The sequence below is a fragment of the Tumebacillus flagellatus genome, from assembly GCF_000714935.1.
Classification (GTDB): domain Bacteria; phylum Bacillota; class Bacilli; order Tumebacillales; family Tumebacillaceae; genus Tumebacillus; species Tumebacillus flagellatus.
The window spans coordinates 68,989-95,141 of the sequence record NZ_JMIR01000019.1 but is presented as its reverse complement, the minus strand read 5'-3'; the positions used below and the strand labels follow the sequence as shown (position 1 = coordinate 95,141).

Sequence of the window (26,153 nt, the reverse complement as noted above, 5' to 3'; positions counted from 1 at the left end):
TTATTTATAAATATGTAATTTTCATGTATGATGTTTACGTGTAAGTGATTAATGTGGATAAAAGGAGGTCTACTAGAATGTCAAAAGAGCTGGACGTCATCGTCATTGGTGCCGGGCTTGGCGGCTTGACGACGGCGGCTTTGTTGGCGAAGCAAGGAGCAAACGTTTTGGTGTTGGAACGGCATTACGTGGTCGGCGGTTGTGCCAGCACGTTCCGTCGGCACCGCTGTGTGTTTGACGCGGCGGTCCATCTGATAGGCGGTCTGGAGCCAGGAGGCTTTACGCACCGGATTCTGCAAGAACTCGATGTTTTGGATCGGTTGCCGCTGGTGGAAGTGTCGCCGATGTATCGGGTTCAGATCGGCTCCGACCACTACGACATACCGGCCGACCTCGACGAGTTCGCCCGTTCGCTGAGCGCTTGGTTTCCAGACGAAGCGGCGGCGATCGAAGAAACGATGATGGAGATCAAAGATTTGGGGACGGGGGTTTTTTTCCCGAAACAACTCTCCTTGCAACGATTGAGACGGATGCCGGAAGTGAACCGGACGACTGTCCAGTCTTATCTGCATGGGAGATTTCGCAACCCGCGCATACCGTTTCTGATCACGTCGCTGTTTCCATACATCGGCGTCACACCGGACGAGATGGAGACGCTGACGTTCATGGCGGTGCTCGCTTCGTACCACGGAGGCGCGTATTACATCGAAGGCTCCACGCAAAAACTGGCCGATGCGCTCGCCTACGCCGTGGAACGCGACGGCGGACGTGTAAAATTGCGCACGGAGGTGGAGCAGATCTTGATCGAAGACGGCCGCGCGGTCGGCGTGCGGACGAAACGGGGCGAGGAATTCCGAGCTTCGACGGTGGTCAGCAACGCCGACATGAGAACCACGTTTACCCGCATGATCGCACCTTCCGATCTTCCGTCGCACTTGCACCGCGAAGTCCACCGCATGATCCCCTCACACTCCGCCTTGCTGCTCTATGCCGCGCTTCGCAATGACGGCTGGACACAACAACTCCCTCACGAATTGATCGTCTACCCACACGAAAACTTCTCCCGAGACTGCAACTCTTTCAACCCGCTGGAACCCGTTCCCGGCTCTTGGTTTGTGCTCACGTGTCCCTCCAAGTCCGACCCGAGTCTGGCACCGGAAGGAACCGCCGTCGTCTCCATCATGATGGGCTGCGAAGCCGATTTCGTCGAGCAGCTTCGAGAGACACGCGGCAAGGACTTTTTGACAGACGCCGCGCTGCAAGCGATCGAGCATCACCTGCCGGGACTTCGCGAACGCGTTACTTTTTTGGAAACGGCAACTCCGCGCACGATCACCCGCTACACCGGCAATTCAGACGGCGCAATCTACGGTTGGAAGCGGTCTGCCTGCCAACCGTTCAGTCGAAGCGCGAAAGGGACGACGGCGATTCCCGGCTTGTTTGCCGCCGGACATTGGACGACGGCGGGACACGGGGTGTTCGGCACGATGCGTTCCGCGCGCTTGGCTGCCAAAGCCATACAAAAATCTTGGAGAACCACATAAGTTGTCACGATGTGCCCGGCCGGATTTCGGGCACATCTTTTTTGTCAAACGGGGTCATATGGGTACAGGCAGTCTCATAGATATGAACGTGACGTTAGTGAACGAAGGAGGGACTGCGTGTGGCGGAGGCGGAAAACAAGCCGTCGATTCGGATTCATGTTGACCAGCAGGTCACGATAGAAGGCGTGCGCGGCCATGAAGAAGTGGAAGACGAAACGGTCGCGACGGAGATTACCGGATTTGACATTGAAGACGATCTGTATGTGTTGCGCGGGGCGCTGTCGTTTGCAGGATTTTTCCGACAGGAAGAAGCGGGCGACGCTCCGATTCCAGATGCGCAGGACGACCGGGATGTATTTGACGCGGGGGCGGACGTGCCGGAAGCGCCGGTGCTGCCGTTCCATCACCGCTTGCCGTTTCTCTTGCAAGTGCCGGTGACGGCGCAGGAGGTTCACCAACGAGAGTCCGGCTCGCTGTACGTGAATCCCAAGATCGGCCAGTGGAACGTGCATGTGCTCGGCGAGAACACGCTTCATCTGCGCGCGGAGTTGATTTTGCAAGGGTTGTCAGGCCAAGAGGGCTATGTGTTCCGCTGCGGCACGCAGGAAGAGGGAGTCAAGCCTGCGTCGAGCCTCGACACCTTGCTGGATCAGGAAGAGTCCCGCACGCTCGTGCCGCCCGCGGTGGCGGAGGACGCGGAGTTTGAAGCGCCGTTTGACAACGCGTGGGCGTCGAATTACCGTCAGAGCTTGGAGGAAGTCGAAGAGCCGGCGTCCGAAGATGACTGGCTGATCGAATCGCCCGCGCCGGATGCGCAAACGGCGGAAGCGGAATATCGCGACCAAGAAGCGGACGACGATGACGATGACGACGACGAAACCGAAATCCTCTTCACGCCGGACCCGCGTCTGGTCTTCCCGATGCCGGAAGCGGACAGCGCGTGGGCACAGCAGTTGAACGCGGCGGAGCAAGCGTTCCCGAACGGGTTGCCGCTCCAAGAGCAGGAGTTGTTCCAACAAGCGCAAGCGATGTTTGAGCAAGCGCAGCGCGAGTTCCCGGACTTGCAAGAAGTGAATTTTGCACAAGCGTCACGCGAAGTCATGGAGCAGTACCAAGTGTCGAGTTTCGAAGAGTTGCAGAAGAGTCTCTTCGATCAAGCGCAACAGTCGCCGTACGCCAATCAGTTTTTGAATCCTTATGCGAGCGGCGGGCAACATCAAGCGTTCGAAGCGAATCAATACCGTGAGGCGTATGACCGCGCGCTGGAGCAATTCGGCGAATTGCAGCCAGACTATAAAGTTCCCTCCTCTTCCGGCACGCCGTCGTCCTCGTCGGCAGGCGCTTCTGCTGACGCGTACCACGAAGCGTACAACCGCATCGTCGCGAGCCACGGCACTCCGAGCCCGGTCGATGAAGACGCCGATGCGTTCGTCCTCGAAGACACCCGCGTTGAGGAGATCACGGAGCTCGACGACACGTTCGACGCGCCGGAGCCGTTTGCAGCGGCGGAAGCGCCGGACGACGATGCGGTTCGTCACGAAGAGACGGTCGAAACCGCCCACGCCGTTCGTCAGGAAGAGAAGGAGGAAACCGCCGAGACGGCAGGGGCGGAAGACTCCGAAGCGACGACAGAATTCCACGACGCACCTTCCGTCGAGGACGAAGCCGACCAAGCGGATGCCGACCCAGCAGCCGACTATACAGAAGCGGACGAAGCAGACCGCCCGATCCTCGAAGCCGAGGAAACGGTGGTCGCGCACTACGAGTTCGAAGACGAAGTGCCGGAGCAAGAGATCATCGCCGCCGCGCCGGAAGTGGTCGAGCAACCGACCAAGCCCGGCGGTCCGAAACTCTCGCTTGGCAGCAAGTCCACGTTCTCCGAGAGCGGCTCCGGCTTGAAACTGTCCGCTCTGCTGGGCGAGTCCCGCGCTCCGGCGGCGCCAGAAGATCTGACGCTTGCGGAAGTCGTGGAAGCGGCGTTTGCGGAATCGGCGCCTCTCCTGCAGGAGAGCCTGACGGGAGAAGCTTCTTCCACCGAGCAGTCGATGATCGCCGCGCCGCTCTATCCTTCGACGACCAGCAAGCACGACTCGGTCTGGGGCAACTTCCTGCGCCAGAAAGAGACGAAAACCACGTTGAAATTCCGCATCGTGCACGAAACCGATTCGCTCCAAGAGCTGGCGGAACAATACAACACCACCCCTTCCGAGCTGCAGCGGGCGAACCGCCTGACGCGCCAAGAAGTGGAGGCCGGTCAGATCCTCTACATCCCGACGAAACGCCGTTAACGAAAAAACAGGCCGGACACCTTGTCCCGCCTGTTTTTTTCGTCTACTCGTTGGTACAAACGCATAGGCTTACAGCAAGAAAAGGGAGGGGAGACGTATGGACAGTGCGCAAGTAGACGTGATCCTCGAAACGGTATTGCCGCGCTACGGAATAAACGTGCGCGGGATCATGCCGCTCAACCCCCAGACCGTCCTCGTGGACAGCGACCGCGGCGTGAAGCGCCTGCGTATCGATACGGACGAACGAGTGGTCAAACGGCGGCACGCCCTCTGGGAACACCTCGCCAAGAACGGATTCCGCCGCATCCCGCGGCATATCCGTTCCCTCTACGGCGAGTCGTGGGTCGAAGCGGCAGATCAGCTTTTTACCCTGAGCGACGACTGGGAAGGCCGGACGCCGGAAGTGATGCCGCTCGACATGCGGCTGGTCGGGCGCAACCTCGCGCATCTTCATGATGCGTGCCGGGGTTTGCAACTTCCGCCGGAGCTCGCGTTGCCCAAACGCCACGGCACCTGGCTGCAACGCTTCACGCAAGCGGGCGAGGAACTGGCGGAGCGCTCGCAGCAATGGAGCGAACACCGTCAGAAGAACATGCTGCAAGAGCGCTTTCTCGAACACTACGAGTGGATTTCCGAACAGATTTCCCGCGCCGTCGAAGGGTTGACCGCCGCCAAGTACGAAGAGGCGGCCCGCCGCGCAGAGCAGGAGGCGGAGTTTGCCGTCGGCGATTACCGTTTGAGCGATTTGCGCATCTCGATGGAAGGCCGCGTCGCCACGCTGCACATCGACGACGCGATCGCCGACCTGCCGCTCTATGACGTGGCGAAATTTGCGCACGGCCTGATCGAGAAGGGCGAATACGACATGGCGCGCCTGTTTGTGGATTCCTACGCGGAAACCGGGCAACTGAGCGAACAAGACATCGTCGTGCTCGACGCGTACATGGCGTTCCCGCACGCGGCGTACCGTCACATCTCGCAATACGCCCGCTTCAAAAAAAGCGCCGACGTGTTTGCCGAGCGGCTGGAACAGGCGGTGATCCAAGGGCAGACGCGCCGTCCGATCCTCTACGGCGCCGACAGCATCACATGGTCGTAAAGGGCCGAAGGAGTGTGAAAGGAGGGACACCCACATGCTGTATGCCGTGATCTTGGCCGGTGGAGTGGGGAGTCGTTTTTGGCCGAAAAGCTCTTCGGCGAACCCGAAGCAGTTTTTGCAGATCTTCGGGGACAAAAGCCTCCTGCAAACCACCGCCCAACGCGTTCGCCCGCTGATCCGTCAAGATTGCATCTACGTGGTGACCAACGACCGCTACTTCGACAAAATCCAAGAACAGCTGCCGGAGTTGCCGTCGGAGAACTTGATCATCGAGCCGGAAGCCCGCGAAACGGCGGCCGGGATCGGGCTTGCCGCGATCAAACTGGCGCGGCGCGATCCAGACGCGGTGATGGCCGTCCTGCCGTCCGACCACTTTATCGGCTCGGAGCAGGATTTCCGCCGCTGTCTCTCTTGGGCGGCTGAGTTTGCCCGCAATCATAAGATGCTCGTCACGTTTGGCATCCGCCCAACCGAGCCGAAAACGGGGTACGGCTATATCAAGATGGATTCTCTGCTCGTCAACGACAACGGCCGCCGCTCCTACCACGTCGCGGAATTTACCGAGAAGCCGGACTTCGACCGGGCGCTGCGCTTTTTGCAATCGGGGAAGTACCTGTGGAACTCCGGGATGTTCGTGTGGAAAGTGCAGACGATTCTGCAAGCGTACCGCCGGCACATGCCGGAGATGTACCAGCAGCTTTCCTACATCTATGAGCACCTCGGCACGCCGGATGAGCGCGACGTGATCCGCGAGACCTACGGGAAGCTCGAAAAGCTGTCGGTCGACTACGCGATCATGGAAAAAGCGCCGAACGTCGCCGTCATCCCCGCCGATTTCGCGTGGGACGACGTCGGGTCGTGGCGGTCGGTGGAGCGTTTTTTGCAACAGGACAACAGCGGCAACATCGTCAACGGCCTGCATGTGGGCATTGACACCCGCAAGTGCATCATCGAAAGCGAAGATTTGCTGATCGCGACCATCGGCGTGCGCGACCTGTTGATCGTGCAGTCCGACCGTTCGATCCTCGTCGCCGACAAAGAGCGCGACCAAGAGATCAAAGACCTGGTTCGCGGCATCGAGAAGCGCGATTTGCGCGAGTTTTTATAAGTAAGGGGGAGTGTGAACGATGGGGAAACGCAAAGAGGAACGCGAGTTGCAAGAAACGTTTGACAGCTACGGCGCCGACGTGGAAATCTTGCGCGAGTGGGATCTGCCTGTCGAAAAAGCCCGTGCCGTGCGCGGCGTGATCAAACTCTACACCTCAGCCGGCTCGCGCATGCTCAAGAGAGTCAACGTCTCCCATGCCCGCCTGCGCTTCATCCAAGAAACGCTGGAGCACTTGTTCCAAAACGGCTTTACCAACGTCCCGCGCTTCATCCGCACCAAGTACGGCGACCCGTTTGTCGTGCACGCGTCCGGGCTTTACTACTTGACCGACTGGATGCCGGGCAAAGAAGCCGATCTGAAAAAAACCAAAAACCTGTTTCTCGCAGCCGAAACGCTCGCACGGTTTCACAACGCGGGGGCAGGTTTTGAAGGCGGCGGTTTCGGGCAAGAGACGCGGGAGGATTTCTCCGCGCTCTGGGGCAAGTACCGCGCCAAACTGGTCAGCTACGACCAGCACCTGGAGGAGCGGCGCGACCAGACGCTGATGGACATCGCCTACGCCGAGCATCGCAGCGAGTTGTTGCAAATGATCGACCACGCTTGTGAACAATTGAACGAGACGCCCTACGGCGCGGTGCTCGAATGGGCGCGCGACCAGAAGACGATCTGCCACGGTTCCTACTCGCGCCAAAACCTGATCGTCGACAAGGAACGCATGAGCATCGTCGACTTCGACCACTGCCATTTCGGGCACCCGATCCAAGACCTCGGCGCGCTGCTCTCCCGCTACATGCCGCGCTGCAACTGGGACGCGGAAATCGGGTTCTCCGTGCTGGACGTCTACCGCGCCCAGCGCGAGATCACCAAAGAAGAGATGACGGTGCTCGCCGCGTATCTCTCGTTCCCGTCGCGCACGCTGCAGCTGGTGGAGTCGTACTTTGAGCGCACCCGCGACTGGGAAGTGGAGCGCTTCGCCAAAAACTTCCGCAAATCGCTCGCGCTCGACCGCGGCCGTGAAACGTTCGTGCAAGAGATCATCGACCGCTACGGGTTGACGATGCAGGCGCCGTCGTTCGCGCCGCAGCTCGACGATGTCGGCTCCTACGATCTCGAAGAATACGAATCCTCCTCGGCGCAAGCGCGCAACGACGGCTGGGAAGAGAATCGAAATGCGGAGGACGAGGAAAGCGGCCCGATCGCCGTGCAAGTGGAAGACCATGAGGCCAACGTCACGCTCGCCCGCTTTGCAGACGACGAAGACGAGAGCGAAGAGTCGCCGCAAGCGATCACCCAAGCGGCGCAAACCCGTCAAGCGCGCCCGAAAGCCAAGCGCACGCAAGCGGATGTGGCACCGCGCCGCCGTTCGACGAACAGCGGCGGACCTACGGGTCCGTGGACGCCGGGTCGCTGATTCGAGCGAAAAAACAGACAACGCCCAGTCGTTCAAGGGAAAGGGGACCATCAAAGGAAAATGATGGTCCCCTTTTTGTGACGAAATCGTGAAAGTGAAGACTTTCACAAAGTGTTCATACAAAAATGCCTCGGTTGGGTATAGAGTATTACATGAAATGTCGAGGCAAGCTAAGTAAAAAACAAGTGAGTACAAGGAGGGGAATCGCATGCTACACGTTCTTCCGTACATCAACGAAGGGTTTATGTTGGCCAGTGCGCTTACGATGGCACTCGGGTGGTGGCAAATTCGTCGCAAGCGGGTCGAGGCCCATAAACGTTTGATGGTAACGAGCGTGGTGCTGGCTTCGCTGTTCTTCATCGGATACGCGACCAAAACGATTCTGGTCGGGGACACCAGCTTCGGAGGACCGGAACATCTCCGTGTCACGTATCAAACCTTCTTGCAACTGCACACGGTCTTGGCAACTGTCGGCGCGGTCTTAGGGCTTCTGGCTCTTCGATTCATATACAAACGCTCGCTTCGCAAACATGCGAAAATCGGGCGTGTAGCAGCACCTGTTTGGTTTATCACGACAATCAGCGGTCTTGGAGTCTTCCTGATGCTGTACGTGATCTACCCGCCGGGCCCCACGGTTAACGTATTCCGCGCGTGGCTGGGCCAATAAACGTGAGGGGAGAGAAACACTTTGAAGCCGTCTAGATTCAAAAAACCTTTTTCTATCGCGGCGCTGCTTGCAGGTCTCACCGTCCTGTTGTCGGGTTGCTCCGATCAATATCCGGTCCTGAATCCTGTAGGTCCAGTTGGTCAAGAAGAACTGCATCTGATCAAGCTGTCCACAGTCTTGGTCGCCATCGTCATCATTCCGGTCTTGATCTTGCTTGCGATCATCGTCTACCGCTATCGTGACAAAAAAGGCAACACCGCACCGTACCAGCCGAACTGGGATCACAGCACGAAGCTGGAATACCTCTGGTGGGGCATTCCGATCGTGATCATCGCGATCTTGGGCACCTTCACCGCGAAAAGCACGTTCTCGCTGACCAAGCCGCCGGTCGAATCGGCCGACATCAAACCGCTGGTCATCCAAGTTACGTCGCTCGACTGGAAGTGGGTCTTCACTTATCCGGATCAAAAAATCGCAACTGTCAACTACGCAGAAATCCCGGCTGGCGTTCCGGTTCAGTTCCAACTGACCGCAGACTCTCCGATGAACTCGTTCTGGATTCCGGCGCTTGGCGGTCAAGAATACGCAATGCCGGGTATGGACATGCGTCTGTGGCTGCAAGCCGACAAAATCGGCACGTTTGACGGCAACGGCGCAAACTTCACCGGCGAAGGCTTTGCACACATGGACTTCAAAGTCGTCTCGAAGTCGGAAGCCGACTTCAACGCGTGGGTTTCCGACGTGAAGAAAAACTCTCCGGCGCTGACGGTGGACGGCTACAACAAGCTCACCGAAAAAGGCACCGCAGAACCGCAAACCTTCTCGTCCTACCCGGAAGGCTTGTATGAAAACACCGTTGACAAAAACGGCGGTATGTACATGAAACACGACATGAGCAATATGAGCGGTATGGAGAACATGCCGAGCATGGCGAAATAACAACCTGAATCAGGAAAAGTTCGAAAGAGAAAGGAATGACACTTGGATATGGATAGCATCAAACAATTCGCTTCCACGTTCTTCGTGACAGGCGATCCCATGATTTACGGGGCCGACGTATCCATCGTTCTCGTCAGTGTCGCCATCCTGTTCTACCTCACCAAATTCAAAAAGTGGGGTTGGCTCTGGCGCGAATGGCTGACCACCGTCGACCATAAGAAAATCGGGATCATGTATTTGATCGCGGCTCTGCTGATGCTGTTCCGCGGCGGCGTTGACGCCATTCTGATGCGGATTCAGCTGGCCGCTCCGAATATGAAGTTCTTGGAGTCGCAGCACTACAACGAAATCTTCACCACGCACGGCACGATCATGATTCTGTTCATGGCGATGCCGCTGATCTTTGCGATGTTCAACATCGTCGTGCCGTTGCAAATCGGCGCGCGCGACGTAGCGTTCCCGTTCCTGAACGCCGTTTCCTTCTGGCTGTTCTTCATGGGCGCCATGCTTCTGAACCTGTCGTTTGTCATCGGCGGTTCTCCGGACTCCGGCTGGACTTCGTACCCGCCGCTCTCCGAACTGGGCTTCTCCAACGGCCCCGGTGAAAACTACTATCTGCTCTCGATCTTGATCTCCGGTATCGGTTCGACCGCAACCGGCATCAACTTCTTGGTTACGATCCTCAAGATGCGCGCTCCGGGCATGAAACTGATGAAAACTCCGATGTTTTCTTGGTCGGTGCTCGCCACTTGCATCATGATCCTGTACGCGTTCCCGGCTCTGACCGTGGCGCTGATTCTGCTGTTCATCGACCGCATCGGCGGCGCGCATTTCTTCACGCTGACCGGCGGCGGCAACCCGATGATGTTTATTAACTTGTTCTGGATCTGGGGTCACCCGGAAGTGTATATCGTCATCCTTCCGGCGTTCGGGATCTTCTCCGAAGTCGTCTCCACGTTCTCCAAAAAGAGACTGTTCGGCTACACTTCGATGGTCTTGGCGCTCGTTTCGATCAGTATCATCGGCTTCTTCACCTGGGTTCACCACTTCTTCACGATGGGCGCAGGCGCAGACGTCAACGCATTCTTCGCCATCGCGACGATGGCGGTTGCAATACCGACAGGGGTTAAAGTCTTCAACTGGCTGTTCACCATGTTCCGCGGCCGCATCTCCTTGACGCAGCCGATGCTTTGGACCCTCGCGTTCATTCCGTGCTTTGCGATCGGCGGCGCGACCGGGGTTATGCTTTCCGTCGCTCCGGCCGACTACCAGTACCACAACTCGTACTTCCTGATCGCCCACTTCCACCAAGTCTTGATCGGCGGCGTGGTCTTCGGGATGTTTGCCGGCCTCTACTACTGGTGGCCGAAGATGTTTGGTTTCAAACTGAACGACCGCCTCGGCAAATGGTCGTTCTGGCTCTGGAACATCGGTTTCTACGTTTGCTTCATGCCGCAATACGCACTGGGCTTCATGGGCATGACCCGTCGTATCTACGTATACGGTTGGGACCGCGGTTGGGCTCCGCTCAACATGGTGTCCACGATCGGTGCCTTCTTGATGGGGATCGGCTTTATCGTCATGGTATGGCAGATCATCTACTCCATCAAACACGGCGAGCGCGATACCACCGGCGACCCGTGGGGCGGCCGTACGCTCGAATGGTCGATTCCGTCTCCGGCACCGCTGTACAACTTTGCGGAAATCCCGGTCGTGAAATCCCGCGACGCTTGGTTTGAAATGAAAGAAGAAATGGCTCAACCTGGCTATCAGAAAAAACCGGTTCACATCGAACCGATCCACATGCCGAAAAACTCGGGGATTCCGTTCTTCATGGCTGTCTTCTTCTTCATCGGCGGCTTTGGTGCGGTGTTTGAGTGGTACTGGATGGCGATTCCGGGCTTGATCGGGATCTTCGCTTGCCTGTTCGCTCGTTCCTTCCAATACGACACCGACTACTACATCCCGGTCGAAGAAGTCGAAGCAACCGAATCCGCATTGGGGAGGTTGTAAGACGTGGCACAACTTGCACATGATATGAAACACGGCGGACATGATGCTCATGCACATGACCACGGGCATCACGACCAAGAAGGCTTGAAGATGCTCGGCTTCTGGTTCTTCTTGGCCACCGACTTGCTGATCTTCGCCTGCCTGTTCGCGACGTACATCGTGCTGCGCACGCACGTCGACGGCGGCCCGACCGGCAAGGAACTGTTTGAAGTAAAAGGCTTCATGACCGAAACGTTCTTGCTCCTGACCTCCAGTTTCACCTCGGGTCTGGCAACGCTTGAAATGCGAAAAGGCAACGTCAAAGGGCTGATCGGCTGGCTGATCGTCACCGTGCTTTTGGGCATGGGCTTCCTGGGCTTTGAAATCACCGAGTTTGTTCAATATGCGATGGACGGCGCAACGATGTCCCGCAGTGCGTTCCTGTCGGCGTTCTTCACTTTGGTCGGCACTCACGGTGCCCACGTTACGGTGGGGATGTTCTGGATCATCGGGATTATGATTCAATTGTCCCGTCGCGGCATCACCGATGTCACCCAGCGCAAAGTGATGACCTCCGGCTTGTACTGGCACTTCTTGGACGTCGTGTGGGTCTTCCTGTTCACCGTCGTCTATCTGAGTGGGATGGTGATGTAACATGGCAAACACGAACTCGCATGCAAAACATGAGTCGCCGAAAATGTACATCATCGGCTTCATCCTCTCCATCGTGCTCACGCTGGCAGCATGGTGGCTGACGGAAGCCGGTGTCATGGCTGTCAAAGCCTTGATCTTCACCATCGTGATCTTGGCTGCTCTCCAGATCGTCGTGCAGTTGTTCTTCTTCATGCACATCACGGAAAAAACCGACGGTCCGCGCTACCACGTCATGGGCCTGATTTTGGGCCTGATGTTCACCGTGCTCATCGTCGGCGGTTCGATCTGGATCATGTCGTTCAACTCGATGGTATCGTAAACGTACGAAAATCTTTACGAAAGACCTAGAACTTCCCTCTTGCTATGTCGGCTCCATCTCTTATAAAGTGGTAGAGATAGAGTATAGTTTAGTAGGGAGACGAAAAACGTGCGCATGAAAAAATGGCTCAAGCGAACTGGTCTGCTCTTCAGCTTGTTCACATATCTACTGGTATCAAGCGTACTGCTGGTCTTTTACGGACCTTTTGAACATCTGCGTGCTATGGTTGTCGGGTCGATTCTCACGTCCCGGCATCCGCAGTACGCAGAATATTTTTTATCTGAAGAGAAACTGAAGCAATACCAACCTCTGGCGATGGACGCGGCGGCGGCGGGAAGCGCCGATGCAGAGGCGCTGAACAACTACAGCGACATCCACGATAATTCCATCGACGTGATCCCGATCGACGAGAAGCTGTTCACCGGCAAGTTGATGATCGTCAAAGACCCGAAGCGTCTGCACGTCGAAGTGACGCAACACCTCAACGATGTCGGGGAGTTGGTCAGCGACATGGCGGACCGCACGAACGCGGTGGCCGCTGTGAACGCCGGCGGATTTTTGGACGTGTCGGGACACGGCACCGGCGGGATTCCGCTGGGGTTGACGATCTCGCACGGAAAGACCGTCGTGTCGCCGACGAACGCCCCGATCATCGGCTTCAATCAAGCAGGCGCTCTGGTCATCGGCAACTATAATAAGGAAGACATCGCGTCGTTGCACCTCACCGAAGCGGTCTCGTTCGGTCCGCAACTGGTCGACAAAGGCCAAGGGTTGATCACGAACGGCGACGGCGGCTGGGGACGTTCGGCGCGCTCGGCGATCGGCCAGCGCAGCGACGGCGCGGTGCTGCTCCTCGTCGTCCAAGGGCGCGGGACGGGCGGCATCGGCGCGACGCTCAAAGACATTGAGCAAGTGATGCTTGAAAACGGCGCGATGACGGCCGCCAATCTGGACGGCGGGTTTTCCTCCGAGATGTGGCAGGACGGCTCGTTGACCGTGCCGCCCAGCAACCCGCTCGGGGAACGCCCGGTCGCCACGGCGTTTGTCGTCACGAAAAACTGAGGAGGGAAGAGCCCATGAAATCGTGGAAGAAATACTTGATGCTCTTCGCCTCGGTCGTCGTGTTGCAAATGACCGGCTTCTACGCGCTGGAGCAATACTTGACGCCGTCCGGCGAGACGTCGAGCTTCTCGGCGGTCGCCGTCGCCAAAGTGTCGGTGCCGATCGAAGAGCATCTGCAACCTCCGGACACGGCGTTGCTGTACGACATCGACGCCAAGGGCAAGACGATGGCGTACTACACGCATCAATCGCAAGTCGTGATCACCAATCAGAAGAAACAAACCCTCGGGTTGTTTGACTTGGAGGGCGCGCAATACCTGCAATGGATGGACAACGGCAAGACGCTGTTCTACTTCGTCCACCACTGGGGCAAGTACACGTTTGGCGTGTACAAAGTCGCGGAGCAGGAGTTGGTGCCGCTCTACGACATGGAGTCGGGGAATCGCGTTTCCATCGAGCAACTGTTCAAATCACAGTATGCCCAATCGATTTACTTCCTCTATACCGAAGACGGGCAGAAGCGCCTCGGCTTCTACGAGTCGATGTTCGGGTTCAAGTCGATCGGGCTCAACGGCTTCGAGCCGAAGAAGACGTGGTTTGACGAGAAAGAGAACATCCTCTCGATTCAAGACGAGGTCGGCGTTGTGCATCGCTACCAAAACGGCCGCGAAATGCCCGCCAAGAGCAGTGCTCAGAACTAAATGGCAAAACACCACGAACGCCGCATGACGGCGCGCTCGTGGTGTTTTTTTTCGTCATCAAAGTTACTGTGTCAAGTTCCGAGGAACATCGTCATCAGCACGAGGAACAACAGCAAGAGGATCAAGATGTCCAGCACGTTCGGGAAGAACAGCGCCCGCAAGAAGATGATCCCGATGGCTGTGCACAGCAACACTTTGACGACGCGCAAGAGATAGTAGTACATCGCCGTCACCCCCGTTTCGACAAACTGCATGGGTCGGTTCACCGTATCCTATGAAGGTGCCGTGCACGGCGTGACAACGGCCCATCTCTCTGCATAGGGTATGGAAAGAACTTTTTTGCAGAGGGCAGGGGATCTACGTCATGGAAATCGTGTTTGGACCCGAGGGCTGGCGCGGACGCACCGCCGACGCGCTGACACTCCCGAACGTCAGGATCGTCTCGCAGGCGTTGGCGGACGATCTGGTGGAGCGGCAGGCGGAAGAGCAGGGCGTCGTGATCGGCTATGATACGCGTTTTCTCTCCGACGCGTTCGCGCGTGTTACGGCGCAAGTGCTGGCGGGCAACGGCGTCTCCGTCTACTTGCTCGACGCGCCGGCGCCGACGCCGTTGCTTTCTTTTGCGGTGCGCTACCACGGAGCGGCGGTCGGCGTGATGATCTCCGGCAACCACCGCGCCCCGGATTGGAACGGCCTCGCGTGGAAAGGCCCGCACGCCGGCCCGATCATGACCAGCGAACTGAAGTACCTCGCCGCCAAAGTCGGGCGAACCGCGCCGAAGACGATGGAGTTCGAGCAAGCGCTGGAGCAAGAGCTGATCCGTTTCGCCAACTGCGACGAGCCGTATGTGCATCATCTCTTGCGCCTGCTCTCCGTCTCCGCCCGGAAGAAACGCCGCCTGCGCATCGTGGTCGACGGCATGTACGGAGCCGGCGGCGAGCTGATGGCGACGGCGTTTGAAGAGCTCGGCAGCGACGTGATCCGGATGCGTCTGCGCCACGATCCGCTGTTTGGCGGCATCGCGCCCGACCCGGCGGTTTCGGAGTATCTGACCGCCTTGCAGGAGAAAGTGATCGAGACGGGAGCCGACTTCGGCGTGGCGATTTCCGGCGACGGAGGCCGCCTCACCGCCGTCGACGAGCAGGGGAGGGTCGTGAGCGGCCAAGACCTTTTTTCCTTGACGGCGCTGCATCTGTTGCGGGAGCGCGGCTGGAGCGGCTCGCTCGTCAAAACGTCCGACGTCTCGAAAAAAATCGACCGGCTCGGCGACCGCTACGAACAGCGCGTGCGGGAAGTCGGCAAGGGGTTCAAGAAAGTCCAAGACCGCGTGCAGCGCGAAGACGTGCTCGCGGCGGGCGAGAGCAACGGCTCGCTGATCATCCCGCGTCACATGCCGGAGCGCGACGGGCTGTTCGTCGGCGTGTTGCTGTTGGAGCATCTGTTGTGGACGGAGCAGAGCTTGAGCCGGTCGTTGGATGAAATGCGGACGATCGTGGAAAACTAGTCCTTACATGCCAAGGGTTGCATGCCCTTGGCCTTTTTATTATGATCAAAACTGACGCAAGAGAGCGAGGGAACAGAGATGTTGAACGGCATCGAGATCTTCTTCAATCTGTTGTGGCTGTTTCTGTTGGGGGTTGGCGCGTGGATGACCGTGCGGATTCTGCGCAAACCGGACCCGTATGACGAGGGAACGGCTGTCGTCGAAGAAGAGGACTAGGGGGGACTTCCATGTGGCAACGCGTGCGTTTCGCGTGGGGGAACCTGTGGCGCAAACCGCTGCGCAGCTCGCTGCTCGTGGCGAGCACGGCGATTACCGCTTCGATTTTGTTCCTGAGCTATTTCTTTCTTCTGAGCGTCGACAAAGGCCTCACCGCAAGCCAAGCCCGCTTCGGGGCCGACGTGATGGTGGTGCCCAAAAGCTACGGCGCGGTCGCCGAGCAGGTGATGATCTCCGGTGAGACCTCTCCGTTTTACATGCCGAGTTCCGTGTTGGACAAGCTGCGTCAAATTCCGGAAGTCGAGCAGGTGTCGCCGCAGTTGTATCTGGCGACGTACTCCGGCGTTTGCTGTCAGATCCAAGGGGACTTCTCCGTCGTGGCGTTTGACCCGGGCAGCGACTTCACGTTGAAGGGCTTTCGAAGCGAAGTCGGGCACAAGATGACGTCCGACTCCCTTCTAATAGGCAGCGAAGCCGGAGGGCGCAACGCGATCGCCCACATGAAGTACCAAGCGTACCGCGAGCGGTTGAACTTGTTCGGGCATGACTTTGAAGTGGCGCAGGTGTTGTTTCCGACGGGCACGGGAGCGGATCATACGATTTTCATGAGTTTGGACAAAGCGCGGACGTTGGACGTGAAAGCGCCGCCCGATTCGATCTCCGTGGCGCTGGTCAAAACGAAACCGGGCGACGAAGAGTTCGTCAAACGTCAAATTGAACGCACCGTGCCGGACGTTGCGGCGGTGACGGGAGCGAAAATTCGTGATACGATGAACAAGCAACTTCGTCCGATGCGGTTGCTCTCGTATGCGATGATCGGAATCGTGCTCGTGATGGCGGCGTTGCAGGCGATGACGCTTTTTTCCGCACTGGTGCAAGAGCGGATGCGCGAGATCGGGATGTTTCGCGCGGTCGGGGCGGGAGCGTGGGCGGTCTATCGCTTGTTTTTGACGGAGGCCGCGCTCGCCGCGCTTGCGGGCGGCGGGATCGGGGTCTTCGCGGTGGCGACGACGCTGTATGACAACCAAGGGCTGCTGCTCAAGTCGTTCACGTTGCCGCTCGTGTTCCCGACGCTTGCGTCGATGTCCGTGCTTGCCGTTTCGGCGCTCTTGGTCACGATGTGCATCGGCATGCTCGCCGCCGCCGTGCCGGTGCACCGGATTCTGCGCCGCAATCCCTACGACGCGATTCGGGAGGGGGAGTCGTGATGATCGAGTTGCTCGGCGTGACGAAAACCTACCAGGGACCGTGGAACGGGGGGAGCCGCGAGCGGGTGCGGGGCCGGGATGTGCCCGACTATTTGGAGCGCAAACGGCAGATTCATGCGCTCGCCGGCATCGACCTGAGGATCGAGCAGGGCGAGTTTGTCGCGATCATGGGGCCGTCGGGAAGCGGGAAATCCACGTTGCTTTCGGTGATCGGGCTGTTGAGCCAGCCGACGGAGGGTGCCGTTTTTATAGACGGCAGGGATATGACGCAGTTGCGGGAGCGGGAGCGGACGAGGCTTCGAGCCCGGCGGATCGGGTTTGTGTTTCAGTTCCCGAGCCTCGTGAACACGTTGAACGTCCGGGAGAACGTGCTGCTGCCGATCTTGTTGCGGGGGAGCGTGACGAAATCCGACCGGATGCGGGCGGACGCGCTGCTCGCGCGCGTGGGGCTTACCGACCGGGGAGAAGACCGTTCGTTTACGCTCAGCGGCGGCGAGCAGCGGCGCGTGGCGTTGGCGCGCGCGCTGATGGGCGACCCGCCGCTTTTGTTGGCCGACGAGCCGACCGGAGCGCTGGACGAAGAAACAGCGGAAGAGATGATGGGTTTGTTCTCCCGCTTGCAAGCGGAGGGCAAAACGGTGGTCATGGTGACGCACGACCGCAGCTTGACGCGGTACGCGAACCGCACCGTGAAGATACAGTCTGGAGTGATTGAAACATGATGAATGAATTGAATTGGAAACGAATTTTTGCTGTCGCGGGGATTTTGGGTGTGATTTCGGGCGTGATCCCGATGTTCTTCACCCCGGATCTGCTCGTTTCGACACTGCCGGTCGCGATGATGTTTGCGATCTACTTCATCGTACAGCGCGTGGAGAAGCGCCGCTTCACGCACGGAATCATCGGCTCGATATTGGCTGCGGTGATTTCTTATGCGGTTTATGCGATCTACGTCTACGCGCGATACGGGTCTGTCGATGGCAACACGCTGTTGTTGAACGCCGTGAAGCAGCTCCCGATGCTCGTCGTGATCATCTCGGTGTTCGGGACGTTTATCTTCACCAAAACGCATGAATGGACCGAGAAGAAACGCGCCGAACTCGACGCGAAAGTGGCCGCCAAGAAAGCGAATGAAGAGCGCGCCAAAGTCAAAGACAAGCATTCCAAAGTCGACAAACCGTTCGTCCCGCACGCGACGGCAAAGCGCTACCGCAACACGAAGAAGAAGAAAAAGAAATAAGCTGAGCAACAGAGAAAAACCGTTGAGGCCGGGTGGCTGCAACGGTTTTTTGCTTTGATAAATCCCTCCGGCGCGAGCAGAAGGAGTTGGTTCTTTCGGGGGTCTGCGCCAATGGTTTTTGGGCGTGCAGAATCAAGACTCTTCGTCAAGGAACGTGCGGTTGAATTTCGTCAGAAGCCGGCCGAAGGTCTCCAGTTCTTCGTCCGACCAGTCTCTGAGCAGGTTCCCGATGCGTTTCATGCGAGCCTGTTTGTGGGCTTGCAGCTCGTGGAGTCCTTCCTCTGTGATCTCCAAAGAATACGCTCGTCTGTCCGTCGGGTCGGGAATGCGGGTGACATAGCCTTTTTGCTCCAGAGACGCCGCTTGTCTGGAGACGGTGGAGATGTTCAGACGGAATTCGTCGGCGAGCGCTTTAACTCCGGCCGATCCGTGGGATGCTATTTGATGGAGCAACAGGTACGCGGAGCGGTCGAGGTCGCCGATTTTTTTTAACGTGGAAATCGACGTGGCGCGGCGCACGAGAAACGCTGTTTCCACTTCGACCGTCTCCAAGGCGCGTTTATCCATTTCAATCACCTCTTCGGGAAACTACTTGTCATCATGTTGACAACTTTCGAGGAAGTTGTATAATGCAACTATGTAGTTTCATGATACAACTATTTTGGACAAGAAACAATCGGAAAACAATCGCATCTCGATGTGAATGGGCATATTCCGATGAAGGAGGGGTTTCAATGTCATCCTTGCCGGAACAGGGAAGCAGTAGTCTTCTCAAACAGCCGCGCGCGGTGTGGGCTGTGTTTTTTGCAGGCATTATTGCATTTATGGGCTTGGGGTTGGTCGACCCGATCTTGCCGGCGATTGCGAAGAAGCTGGATGCTTCGCAGAGTCAAGTCACCCTGCTGTTCACGTCGTACAACGCTGTGATGGCCGTGGCGATGCTGATCACCGGCGCGATTTCGTCTCGTTTGGGGATCAAGTGGACGCTGTTGCTGGGGATCTTGGTGATTGCGCTGTTCTCAGCTTTGGGCGGTTTTTCCAACAGCATCGGCGCGTTGATCACCCTGCGCGGCGGTTGGGGATTGGGGAACGCGCTGTTTGTGGCGACGGCGTTGACAGCGATCGTCACGCTCTCGAACAGCGGGACGGCACAAGCGATCATCTTGTATGAAGCCGCGATCGGACTCGGGATTTCCGTCGGTCCGCTGCTGGGCGGCTGGCTCGGCGCGATCTCATGGCGCGGTCCGTTCCTCGGCGTGGCGGGGCTGATGGTGGTGGCGTTTTTCTCGACGGTGTTCCTGCTTCCGAAAGCGAAGAAGCATGAGGGGCCGAAGAAGAGCATCTCGCTGTCGGCACCGTTCAAGGCGTTGAAGCACCGTTCGCTGGTCGTGTTCGGCTTGACGGCTGCTTTGTACAACTTCGGGTTCTTCACCTTGCTTGCGTACGCGCCGTTTGTTTTGGGGCTGGATGAGCACGGTCTTGGGTTTGTGTTCCTGGGCTGGGGGATCCTGCTCGCGGTCACGTCGGTGTTTATGGCGCCGAAATTGCAGAAGGCGATGGGCACGATCAAAGCGATGAGCCTGATGCTTGCGCTGTTTGCCGTCGTGTTGCTGATCATGGGGATTTGGACGCAAACGCAATGGGTGACGATCACCTGCGTCATCGTGGCGGGGGCGTTGCTTGGGAACAACAACACGCTGATCACGACGGCGGTTATGAACGCCGCGCCGGTGGAGCGTTCCACGGCGTCTGCTGCGTACAGCTTCCTGCGCTTCATCGGCGGCGCGGTCGCCCCGTACCTCGCCGGCAAACTCGCCGAATGGTACAACCCGCACATCCCGTTCATCGTCGGGGCCGCGTTTGTTTTTGTGTCGGTGGTGTTCATCGGAATGAACCATCGCCATGTGAAGCACGTCGACCACGTGGCAGGGCATTAAGAGAATCCGGTAGGAAAAAGACACCTCTGCCGAAACGTGGAGGTGTCTTTTTTGCAAGCGGATGTTACATGTTGTATCCGCTGTGATCACGTGGTAGGATCAGCCTAACGTTCCAAAAAGGCGGGGAGACGATGAAACAGGAAACTCTGATGAAGCCTACTAATGATCTTGTGTTTAAAGCTTTGTTCGGTCAGGAAAGCAGCAAAGAGTACTTGAAATCACTGTTGGAAGCGATCCTTGACGCAAAGATCTCAGATCTGACGCTTGTAGACCCTGTACTTAAAATTCAAGATCTTGACGACAAAAGCTCCATTCTGGATATCAAAGTGCTCACCTCTGAACGGGAGCAAATCGACCTCGAAATTCAGATTACGAACCAAAAGCATTACTCCAATCGCTCCCTCTATTATTGGGCCAGAATGTACGGTGGACAATTAGAAAATGGACAACAGTATCGACAGCTAAAAAAGGCAATCTGCATCAATCTCGTGGATTTTGTTCATTTTCAAGGACAGGCCGATTTTCACAACTCGTTTTTGATTCGGGAGCGAAACAAAGGCTTCACGCTCACCGACCATCTGGAGATGCACTTTATCGAATTGCCGAAGTTCGGATATAATAAAGAAAAAGTACTTGAGACGGGGAACGCCTTGTTTCACTGGCTTTTTTCTTGCGTTATGCAGACAGACTTAGCGAAGAGGATGTGAGTTCTATGAGCGAACAGGTCCAAGGTGCTTATCACAAACTCGTAACTCTTAGTGGAGATGAAATATTAAGGCATCGAGCCCTTAGTCGTGATATCGCAAGGTTAGATGAACTGCAACGAATGGAAGACGCAATCGAAGAGGCTGTTGAAGAAGCAGCAATAATCGAAGCAATCTCCGCTTATCAAGACATCCTCCAAGCCTTCTACAAACTCGACTTCACTCCCTATCTGAAAAAACTGCGCGAACAGCCGCTTGATACCATCCACGCTCTGCGCAAATCGCTCCCCAAGGATAAGTCTCTGATTCTCCAAGACCTCGAAAATCTCTAAGTCCAAGACACCTCTCCTGAAAAGTTGAGGTGTCTTTTTCCATCTCTCTTGTGATATTGTAAGAATGATTGTAACAATGACCGGAAGGAATTGGTGGAGATGAGCCAAAAACGAACCAAACCGCAGTCCTCGTCATCGACGCACAAGTAGGACTGGTGGAAGGCACTCGCCCGATCTACCGCAAGGAAGAAACGCTGGATCGCATTCAAGACGTGCTCGCCAAAGCCCGCAACGCCGACATCCCGGTGCTCTACGTCCAAGACGTCGACGTCGCCCCGGTCGGAACCCCGGAATTTGCCGTTCACCCCAGCATCGCGCCGCTCGACGGAGAACTCTCGGTGCACAAAAAATCAACCGACGCTTTTTACGGGACGGATTTGCACGAACGTTTGCAAGCTCTCGGCGTCAACCATCTCGTGATCACCGGCTTTAAAACCGAATACTGCGTGGACTCCGCGTGCCGCCGCGCCACGACGCTCGGCTACTTCGTCACGCTCGTCCAAGACGCGCACTCGACCACCGACAACAAAGTCCTCTCCGCCGAGCAAATCGTCGCGCACCACAACTGCAACTTGCACGGCTTGGACAATTTGGAACACTACATCGTCGTCGTCCCGTCCGACGAACTCCAATTCGAATCTAAATTTTACTAAGAAACAGTAGCACCTTCACACACTCTTCGTGTATACTATGTATCAAATCAACCCACACTAACGTAAGACTGCGATGGGAAAGAGTAGAGACTGGAAACTTTCAGAGAGGGTGGTTGACCCGCTGTGAGGCCGCCTAAGTGAAATGTCTCGAACGTCGTCCCGGAGTCGTTGCCCTGAACCTTCCTGTCTGTGGCAGGATCACTAAGGGTGACCGGTGAATCCGTTATCTTCATTGGAGTGCGCCTCGACCACAGAGCGGGGCGAACCAAGGTGGTACCGCGGAAGAAACGTCTCTTCCGTCCTTGTTGACGCGATTTCCGCGTCGGAGGACGGAGGGGACTTTTTTATTTTGAGGAGGTTTTCCAACATGACAGAACTGAACATCCCGAAAGTCTACGATCCCAAAGCCGTAGAAACCAAACTCTACGACTGGTGGATTGCAAACAACCTGTTCAAACCGAACGAAAACAAAGAAGCGCCGAAGTACTCCATCGTCATTCCGCCGCCGAACGTCACCGGCAACCTGCACATGGGGCACGCGCTGAACCTCTCCATCCAAGACTCCCTGATCCGCCGCAAGCGCATGCAGGGATATGATACCCTCTGGCTGCCGGGCACCGACCATGCCGGCATCGCCACCCAAGCGAAAGTCGAGAAGAAACTCCGCGACGAGCAAGGCGTCTCCCGCTACGACCTCGGCCGCGAGAAGTTCCTCGAAAAAGTCTGGGAATGGAAAGACGAGTACGCCGACACCATCCACAAACAATGGGCGAAAGTCGGCATCTCCGTCGACTACTCCCGCGAGCGCTTCACCCTCGACGAAGGGCTGTCCAAAGCGGTTCGCACCGTGTTCGTCAAGCTTTACGAAAAAGGTCTGATCTACCGCGGCAACCGCATCATCAACTGGGACCCGGCACAACGCACCGCGCTCTCCGACATCGAAGTTATTTACCAAGACGTGCAAGGCGCGCTCTACCATCTGCAATACCCGCTCACGGACGGCAGCGGCCACATCACCGTCGCCACGACCCGCCCGGAAACGATGCTCGGCGACACCGCCGTTGCCGTTCATCCGGAAGACGAGCGCTACCAACACCTGATCGGCAAAACGGTCACCCTCCCGATCATGAACCGCGAAATCCCGATCGTCGGCGACGACTATGTCGACAAAGAATTCGGCTCCGGCTGCGTCAAGATCACCCCGGCGCACGACCCGAACGACTTTGAACTCGGCCTGCGCCACGATCTGCCGCAGATCAACGTAATGGACGAATCCGGCACGATGAACGCAAACGCGGGTCCGTACCAAGGTCTCGACCGCGCCGACGCGCGCAAGAAGATCGTCAAAGACCTGCAAGAGATGGGCGTTCTGATCAAGATCGAAGAACATATGCACTCCGTCGGTCATTCCGAGCGTTCCGGCGCTGTTGTCGAACCGTTCCTCTCCACGCAATGGTTCGTCAAAATGCAACCGCTCGCCGACGCTGCCATCGAAGCGCAGAAAAACGAAAAAACCGCCGTCAACTTCGTGCCGGAGCGCTTTGAACGCACCTACCTGCACTGGATCGAAAACATTCGCGACTGGTGCATCTCCCGTCAGCTCTGGTGGGGCCACCGCATCCCGGCTTGGTACTGCGAATGCGGCGAAACGATCGTTTCGATGGAAGAAGTCACTTCCTGCCCGAAGTGCGGCTCGCACAACCTCAAGCAAGACGACGACGTTCTCGACACCTGGTTCTCCTCCGGTCTCTGGCCGTTCTCCACGATGGGCTGGCCGGAACAGACGGAAGACCTCAAGCGCTACTACCCGACCGACGTGTTGGTCACGGCGTATGACATCATCTTCTTCTGGGTGGCGCGCATGATCTTCACGGCGCTGGAGTTCACCGAAGAGAAGCCGTTCTCCGACGTGCTCATCCACGGCTTGATCCGCGACCCGGAAGGCCGCAAGATGTCCAAGTCGCTTGGCAACGGCATCGACCCGCTCGAAGTCATCGAGAAGTACGGAACCGACGCGATGCGCTTCATGCTCTTGACCGGTCTGTCGCCGGGCAACGACATGCGCTTCAACTGGGAGCGCGTCGAGATGGGCCGCAACTTCGCAAACAAAATCTGGAACGCGTCGCGCTTCGTGATGATGAACCTCGACGAGTCGTTCACCTACGAAGGCATTCACGAAAACTCCAAGCTCGGCATCGCCGAAAAATGGATCCTGCACCGCCTGAACGAAACCGCCCGCGAAGTCAACGCGCGCATGGACAACAACTACGACATCGGCGCTGCCGGCACCGCGCTCTATGAATTCCTCTGGAACGAATACTGCGACTGGTATATCGAATTGGCGAAGATGCCGCTCAACGGCGAAGATGAAGCGGCGAAGAACACCACGAAAAACGTTCTCGTCTACGTCCTCGACCAAGCTCTGCGCCTCCTGCACCCGTTCATGCCGTTCTTGACCGAAGAGATCTGGCAACATCTGCCGGCCTCCCGAGAAGGCGAGTCGATCATGACGGCGAAATACCCGGAATACAGCGCAGGGCTCGACGACGCAACCGCCGAGCGCGAAATGTCTCTGTTCATTGATATCATCCGCTCGATCCGCAACACCCGCGCCGAACTGAACGTCCCGATGTCCCGCAAGATCACGCTCCTGATCAAAGCGAACGACGCGGCGACCGAAGAAGTGCTCAAGCGCGGCGAATCGTACCTCGTTCGCTTCTGCAACCCGGAGAGCCTGACGATCGGCACCGACCTCGCCGCTCCGGACAAAGCGGTGACCAACGTTGTCACCGGCGCGGAGTTGTTCCTGCCGCTTCAAGGCCTCATCGACATCGACGCCGAGATCGCCCGCTTGGAGAAGGAAGCGAAGAAACTCGACGGCGAAGTCGAACGCATCGAGAAAAAACTCGGCAACCAAGGCTTCGTGGCGAAAGCGCCGGCGGAAGTCATCGAAGCGGAAAAAGCAAAGCTCGCCGACTACGCGGAGAAGCGCGCAAAAGTCAACGCCCGCATCGCGGAGCTGCGCGGCTGATGAAAGGCACGGAACACGAACTCCCGGCGGCGTCCGCGTCGCCGGAGGGTTTTGAAACAGTGGATGCCGTGTTCGCGTGGATTCACGGCTTTGACCGCTTTGACGGTCGCAAAGGCATCAAGCCGGGTCTCCAGCGCATGGAAGCGATGCTGAGCCGCCTCGGCAACCCGCACCGCGAGTTGAAGTTCCTGCACGTCGCGGGCACGAACGGCAAAGGTTCGACTTGCGCGTATCTCGCTTCGATCTTGGAAGAGGCGGGGTATCGCGTCGGACTGTTCACGTCGCCGTACATGACGTCGTTTCACGACCGCATGTCGGTCGGGGGCTTGAACATCACCGACGAAGAATTGCTCGCGATGGGGAACCTCCTCCGTCCCGCAGTCGAGGAAGTGACGGAAACGGAGCACGGTCGTCCGACGGAGTTTGAAGTCGTCACGGCGCTCTCGATTCTTCATTATTCCCGCGTCGGCGTGGACGTCGTCGTCTGGGAAACCGGATTGGGCGGACGGCTCGATTCGACCAACGTGGTCACACCGGTGCTTTCGCTGATCACGAACGTCGGACGCGATCACCAAGCGATCCTCGGCGAGACGCTGGAAGAGATCGCCGCCGAGAAAGCGGGCATCATCAAACCCGGCGTTCCCGTGCTCACGACCGCCGCGGAACCGGCACTCTCTGTCATCTTACGCACCGCTTCGGAAAAAAGCGCCCCGTCTCTGCACATGGGGCGCGACTTTTGGGCAACCGGCCGCAAAGCGCTCGGGCTTGAAGGCCAGATGTTTGACTGGCAAGGGGAAGCAACGTCTGCCATCGCATCGCCGATTGACCGAATTGCGGGTGCTTCCAGCGCGAATGACTTGCACGTTGATTCTTCGAGCGCCGTTGCTTCGCAGGTTGATGCTTCGAACGCGAACGTGGGGCCCGCGCGTGACAGAGTTGTTTTTTCCGAATTGCGAATCGGCATGTTGGGTCCGCACCAAGTGTGGAACGCAAGTCTGGCGGTCGCCGCCATCGTGCAGCTGAACGCCATGGGCTGGAACATCTCCGAAGGCGCGCTGCGCCGAGGATTGCAGCGCATGCGCTGGGCCGGACGGTTTGAAGTGGTCTCGCAGGAGCCGCTGACCATCCTCGACGGCGCGCACAACCCCGAGGGGGCGGAGATGCTTTCCAAGACGATTTCCGAACTGCTGCCGAACACCCGCTTGGCGGTCGTTTTCGGAATTCTCGCCGACAAAGCGATCCCCGGCGTGCTCGCTCCCGTGCTGGCTCACGCGGCACATGTGATCGTCACCCGAGCCGACTATCCGCGAGCCGCCAACCCGCAAGACGTGGCCGTTGTCGTTCGCGATCTGGCGCCGCACTTGCCAAGTGATGTGTGCGACACCGTGCCGACCGCGTTGGCGCGCGCGCAAGAGCTCGCCGTCGGCGGGCAGGTGGACGCCGTCCTCTACACGGGGTCGCTGTACACGATTTCCGAAGTCCGGCACTTCCTCTTCCAAAAGTAAACCTCGCACCCCGAACCCTTGCCCTGGCGGCAGGGGTTC

General features: G+C 57.7%; 25 protein-coding genes and 1 other annotated feature. Of the genes, 23 read left to right on the top strand and 2 right to left on the bottom strand.

Annotated elements, in window-relative coordinates; all coding sequences use genetic code 11:
* Positions 1-77 precede the first annotated feature (77 nt).
* From EL26_RS13540 to EL26_RS13485, 12 genes are all read left to right on the top strand, one after another.
* Positions 78-1,544 carry a phytoene desaturase family protein gene (locus EL26_RS13540; protein WP_038089723.1) on the top strand — a complete coding sequence of 489 codons (1,467 nt, stop codon included), beginning with the start codon at positions 78-80 and terminating at the stop codon, positions 1,542-1,544.
* 119 nt (positions 1,545-1,663) lie between these two features.
* Positions 1,664-3,832, top strand: coding sequence for a LysM peptidoglycan-binding domain-containing protein (locus EL26_RS13535; RefSeq protein ID WP_038089720.1), 2,169 nt, complete (start codon positions 1,664-1,666; stop codon positions 3,830-3,832).
* Between the two features lie 97 nt (positions 3,833-3,929).
* Entirely contained in the window at positions 3,930-4,931 is a 1,002-nt protein-coding gene (locus EL26_RS13530) for a protein kinase family protein (protein WP_038089717.1), read from the top strand.
* A gap of 34 nt (positions 4,932-4,965) precedes the next feature.
* Positions 4,966-6,039 carry a mannose-1-phosphate guanylyltransferase gene (locus EL26_RS13525; protein ID WP_038089714.1) on the top strand — a complete coding sequence of 358 codons (1,074 nt, stop codon included), beginning with the start codon at positions 4,966-4,968 and terminating at the stop codon, positions 6,037-6,039.
* Positions 6,040-6,058: 19 nt separating this feature from the next.
* The gene (locus tag EL26_RS13520; RefSeq protein WP_038089712.1) at positions 6,059-7,450 is read left to right on the top strand and encodes a CotS family spore coat protein; all 1,392 of its coding nucleotides are present in this window, start codon (positions 6,059-6,061) and stop codon (positions 7,448-7,450) included.
* Positions 7,451-7,658: 208 nt separating this feature from the next.
* Entirely contained in the window at positions 7,659-8,117 is a 459-nt protein-coding gene (locus tag EL26_RS13515) for a DUF420 domain-containing protein (RefSeq protein WP_038089710.1), read from the top strand.
* 21 nt (positions 8,118-8,138) lie between these two features.
* Positions 8,139-9,056, top strand: a complete 918-nt coding sequence (gene qoxA / locus EL26_RS13510; protein WP_052036349.1) for a cytochrome aa3 quinol oxidase subunit II — start codon at positions 8,139-8,141, stop codon at positions 9,054-9,056.
* A gap of 48 nt (positions 9,057-9,104) precedes the next feature.
* Positions 9,105-11,069, top strand: a complete 1,965-nt coding sequence (qoxB, locus tag EL26_RS13505) for a cytochrome aa3 quinol oxidase subunit I (RefSeq protein WP_038089707.1) — start codon at positions 9,105-9,107, stop codon at positions 11,067-11,069.
* 24 nt (positions 11,070-11,093) lie between these two features.
* Positions 11,094-11,702: a cytochrome (ubi)quinol oxidase subunit III gene (locus EL26_RS13500; protein WP_038089704.1), complete on the top strand. Its 609-nt coding sequence runs from the start codon at positions 11,094-11,096 to the stop codon at positions 11,700-11,702.
* A 1-nt stretch (position 11,703) separates the two neighbouring features.
* Positions 11,704-12,021, top strand: coding sequence for a cytochrome o ubiquinol oxidase subunit IV (locus EL26_RS13495; protein WP_038089702.1), 318 nt, complete (start codon positions 11,704-11,706; stop codon positions 12,019-12,021).
* 114 nt (positions 12,022-12,135) lie between these two features.
* Complete coding sequence (locus EL26_RS13490; RefSeq protein WP_038089798.1) at positions 12,136-13,083, top strand: phosphodiester glycosidase family protein; 948 nt, start codon at positions 12,136-12,138, stop codon at positions 13,081-13,083.
* Positions 13,084-13,097: 14 nt separating this feature from the next.
* On the top strand, positions 13,098-13,784 hold the full coding sequence (locus EL26_RS13485) for a hypothetical protein (protein WP_038089700.1): 687 nt from the start codon (positions 13,098-13,100) through the stop codon (positions 13,782-13,784).
* Positions 13,785-13,855: 71 nt separating this feature from the next.
* Here EL26_RS13485 and EL26_RS25765 read toward each other — a convergent pair whose 3' ends face one another.
* Entirely contained in the window at positions 13,856-14,038 is a 183-nt protein-coding gene (locus tag EL26_RS25765; RefSeq protein WP_038089697.1) for a hypothetical protein, read from the bottom strand.
* A gap of 110 nt (positions 14,039-14,148) precedes the next feature.
* Between EL26_RS25765 and EL26_RS13475 the strand changes: the two genes are divergently transcribed.
* The 5 genes from EL26_RS13475 to EL26_RS13460 all read left to right on the top strand — a co-directional run bounded on the left by EL26_RS13475 (position 14,149) and on the right by EL26_RS13460 (position 17,952).
* Positions 14,149-15,288: a phosphohexomutase domain-containing protein gene (locus EL26_RS13475; protein WP_038089694.1), complete on the top strand. Its 1,140-nt coding sequence runs from the start codon at positions 14,149-14,151 to the stop codon at positions 15,286-15,288.
* Between the two features lie 78 nt (positions 15,289-15,366).
* Positions 15,367-15,504 (top strand): hypothetical protein, encoded by a 138-nt coding sequence (locus tag EL26_RS25530; protein ID WP_161780729.1) that lies wholly within the window; start codon positions 15,367-15,369, stop codon positions 15,502-15,504.
* Positions 15,505-15,515: 11 nt separating this feature from the next.
* Positions 15,516-16,712, top strand: coding sequence for an ABC transporter permease (locus EL26_RS13470; protein WP_038089692.1), 1,197 nt, complete (start codon positions 15,516-15,518; stop codon positions 16,710-16,712).
* Complete coding sequence (locus tag EL26_RS13465) at positions 16,712-17,434, top strand: ABC transporter ATP-binding protein (RefSeq protein ID WP_081857190.1); 723 nt, start codon at positions 16,712-16,714, stop codon at positions 17,432-17,434. Before EL26_RS13470 ends, EL26_RS13465 begins: the two co-directional genes overlap by 1 nt.
* Positions 17,431-17,952, top strand: a complete 522-nt coding sequence (locus EL26_RS13460) for a chromate transporter (protein ID WP_038089689.1) — start codon at positions 17,431-17,433, stop codon at positions 17,950-17,952. The genes EL26_RS13465 and EL26_RS13460 overlap by 4 nt, the downstream gene beginning before the upstream one ends.
* A gap of 132 nt (positions 17,953-18,084) precedes the next feature.
* Here the strand turns inward: EL26_RS13460 and EL26_RS13455 are convergent, their stop codons facing one another.
* On the bottom strand, positions 18,085-18,519 hold the full coding sequence (locus EL26_RS13455) for a MarR family winged helix-turn-helix transcriptional regulator (RefSeq protein ID WP_038089686.1): 435 nt from the start codon (positions 18,517-18,519) through the stop codon (positions 18,085-18,087).
* A 167-nt stretch (positions 18,520-18,686) separates the two neighbouring features.
* Between EL26_RS13455 and EL26_RS13450 the strand changes: the two genes are divergently transcribed.
* The 6 genes from EL26_RS13450 to EL26_RS13425 all read left to right on the top strand — a co-directional run bounded on the left by EL26_RS13450 (position 18,687) and on the right by EL26_RS13425 (position 26,114).
* Positions 18,687-19,889 (top strand): MFS transporter, encoded by a 1,203-nt coding sequence (locus EL26_RS13450; RefSeq protein WP_038089683.1) that lies wholly within the window; start codon positions 18,687-18,689, stop codon positions 19,887-19,889.
* Positions 19,890-20,020: 131 nt separating this feature from the next.
* Positions 20,021-20,596, top strand: coding sequence for an Rpn family recombination-promoting nuclease/putative transposase (locus EL26_RS13445; RefSeq protein ID WP_052036347.1), 576 nt, complete (start codon positions 20,021-20,023; stop codon positions 20,594-20,596).
* Between the two features lie 5 nt (positions 20,597-20,601).
* On the top strand, positions 20,602-20,925 hold the full coding sequence (locus tag EL26_RS13440; RefSeq protein ID WP_038089680.1) for a hypothetical protein: 324 nt from the start codon (positions 20,602-20,604) through the stop codon (positions 20,923-20,925).
* Between the two features lie 89 nt (positions 20,926-21,014).
* Positions 21,015-21,578 (top strand): cysteine hydrolase family protein, encoded by a 564-nt coding sequence (locus EL26_RS13435; RefSeq protein ID WP_038089678.1) that lies wholly within the window; start codon positions 21,015-21,017, stop codon positions 21,576-21,578.
* A gap of 61 nt (positions 21,579-21,639) precedes the next feature.
* Positions 21,640-21,885, top strand: a binding site (T-box leader).
* Positions 21,886-21,945: 60 nt separating this feature from the next.
* Complete coding sequence (locus EL26_RS13430; RefSeq protein ID WP_038089675.1) at positions 21,946-24,609, top strand: valine--tRNA ligase; 2,664 nt, start codon at positions 21,946-21,948, stop codon at positions 24,607-24,609.
* Positions 24,609-26,114, top strand: a complete 1,506-nt coding sequence (locus tag EL26_RS13425) for a bifunctional folylpolyglutamate synthase/dihydrofolate synthase (protein WP_052036346.1) — start codon at positions 24,609-24,611, stop codon at positions 26,112-26,114. Before EL26_RS13430 ends, EL26_RS13425 begins: the two co-directional genes overlap by 1 nt.
* The last annotated feature ends 39 nt before the right edge of the window (positions 26,115-26,153 follow it).

What these genes read in the sequence shown, in the direction of transcription:
- EL26_RS13540 (WP_038089723.1), top strand. Translation starts at nt 78, where the DNA reads ATGTCAAAAGAGCTGGACGTCATCGTCATTGGTGCCGGGCTTGGCGGC.
- EL26_RS13530 (WP_038089717.1), top strand. Translation starts at nt 3,930, where the DNA reads ATGGACAGTGCGCAAGTAGACGTGATCCTCGAAACGGTATTGCCGCGC.
- qoxB (WP_038089707.1), top strand. Translation starts at nt 9,105, where the DNA reads ATGGATAGCATCAAACAATTCGCTTCCACGTTCTTCGTGACAGGCGAT.
- EL26_RS13495 (WP_038089702.1), top strand. Translation starts at nt 11,704, where the DNA reads ATGGCAAACACGAACTCGCATGCAAAACATGAGTCGCCGAAAATGTAC.
- EL26_RS13425 (WP_052036346.1), top strand. Translation starts at nt 24,609, where the DNA reads ATGAAAGGCACGGAACACGAACTCCCGGCGGCGTCCGCGTCGCCGGAG.
- EL26_RS13445 (WP_052036347.1), top strand. Translation starts at nt 20,021, where the DNA reads ATGAAACAGGAAACTCTGATGAAGCCTACTAATGATCTTGTGTTTAAA.
- EL26_RS13475 (WP_038089694.1), top strand. Translation starts at nt 14,149, where the DNA reads ATGGAAATCGTGTTTGGACCCGAGGGCTGGCGCGGACGCACCGCCGAC.
- EL26_RS13450 (WP_038089683.1), top strand. Translation starts at nt 18,687, where the DNA reads ATGTCATCCTTGCCGGAACAGGGAAGCAGTAGTCTTCTCAAACAGCCG.
- EL26_RS13440 (WP_038089680.1), top strand. Translation starts at nt 20,602, where the DNA reads ATGAGCGAACAGGTCCAAGGTGCTTATCACAAACTCGTAACTCTTAGT.
- EL26_RS13460 (WP_038089689.1), top strand. Translation starts at nt 17,431, where the DNA reads ATGATGAATGAATTGAATTGGAAACGAATTTTTGCTGTCGCGGGGATT.
- EL26_RS13490 (WP_038089798.1), top strand. Translation starts at nt 12,136, where the DNA reads ATGAAAAAATGGCTCAAGCGAACTGGTCTGCTCTTCAGCTTGTTCACA.
- EL26_RS13500 (WP_038089704.1), top strand. Translation starts at nt 11,094, where the DNA reads ATGAAACACGGCGGACATGATGCTCATGCACATGACCACGGGCATCAC.
- EL26_RS25765 (WP_038089697.1), bottom strand. Translation starts at nt 14,038, where the DNA reads ATGCAGTTTGTCGAAACGGGGGTGACGGCGATGTACTACTATCTCTTG.
- EL26_RS13455 (WP_038089686.1), bottom strand. Translation starts at nt 18,519, where the DNA reads ATGGATAAACGCGCCTTGGAGACGGTCGAAGTGGAAACAGCGTTTCTC.
- EL26_RS13485 (WP_038089700.1), top strand. Translation starts at nt 13,098, where the DNA reads ATGAAATCGTGGAAGAAATACTTGATGCTCTTCGCCTCGGTCGTCGTG.
- EL26_RS25530 (WP_161780729.1), top strand. Translation starts at nt 15,367, where the DNA reads ATGTTGAACGGCATCGAGATCTTCTTCAATCTGTTGTGGCTGTTTCTG.
- EL26_RS13470 (WP_038089692.1), top strand. Translation starts at nt 15,516, where the DNA reads ATGTGGCAACGCGTGCGTTTCGCGTGGGGGAACCTGTGGCGCAAACCG.
- EL26_RS13515 (WP_038089710.1), top strand. Translation starts at nt 7,659, where the DNA reads ATGCTACACGTTCTTCCGTACATCAACGAAGGGTTTATGTTGGCCAGT.
- EL26_RS13430 (WP_038089675.1), top strand. Translation starts at nt 21,946, where the DNA reads ATGACAGAACTGAACATCCCGAAAGTCTACGATCCCAAAGCCGTAGAA.
- EL26_RS13520 (WP_038089712.1), top strand. Translation starts at nt 6,059, where the DNA reads ATGGGGAAACGCAAAGAGGAACGCGAGTTGCAAGAAACGTTTGACAGC.
- EL26_RS13525 (WP_038089714.1), top strand. Translation starts at nt 4,966, where the DNA reads ATGCTGTATGCCGTGATCTTGGCCGGTGGAGTGGGGAGTCGTTTTTGG.
- EL26_RS13465 (WP_081857190.1), top strand. Translation starts at nt 16,712, where the DNA reads ATGATCGAGTTGCTCGGCGTGACGAAAACCTACCAGGGACCGTGGAAC.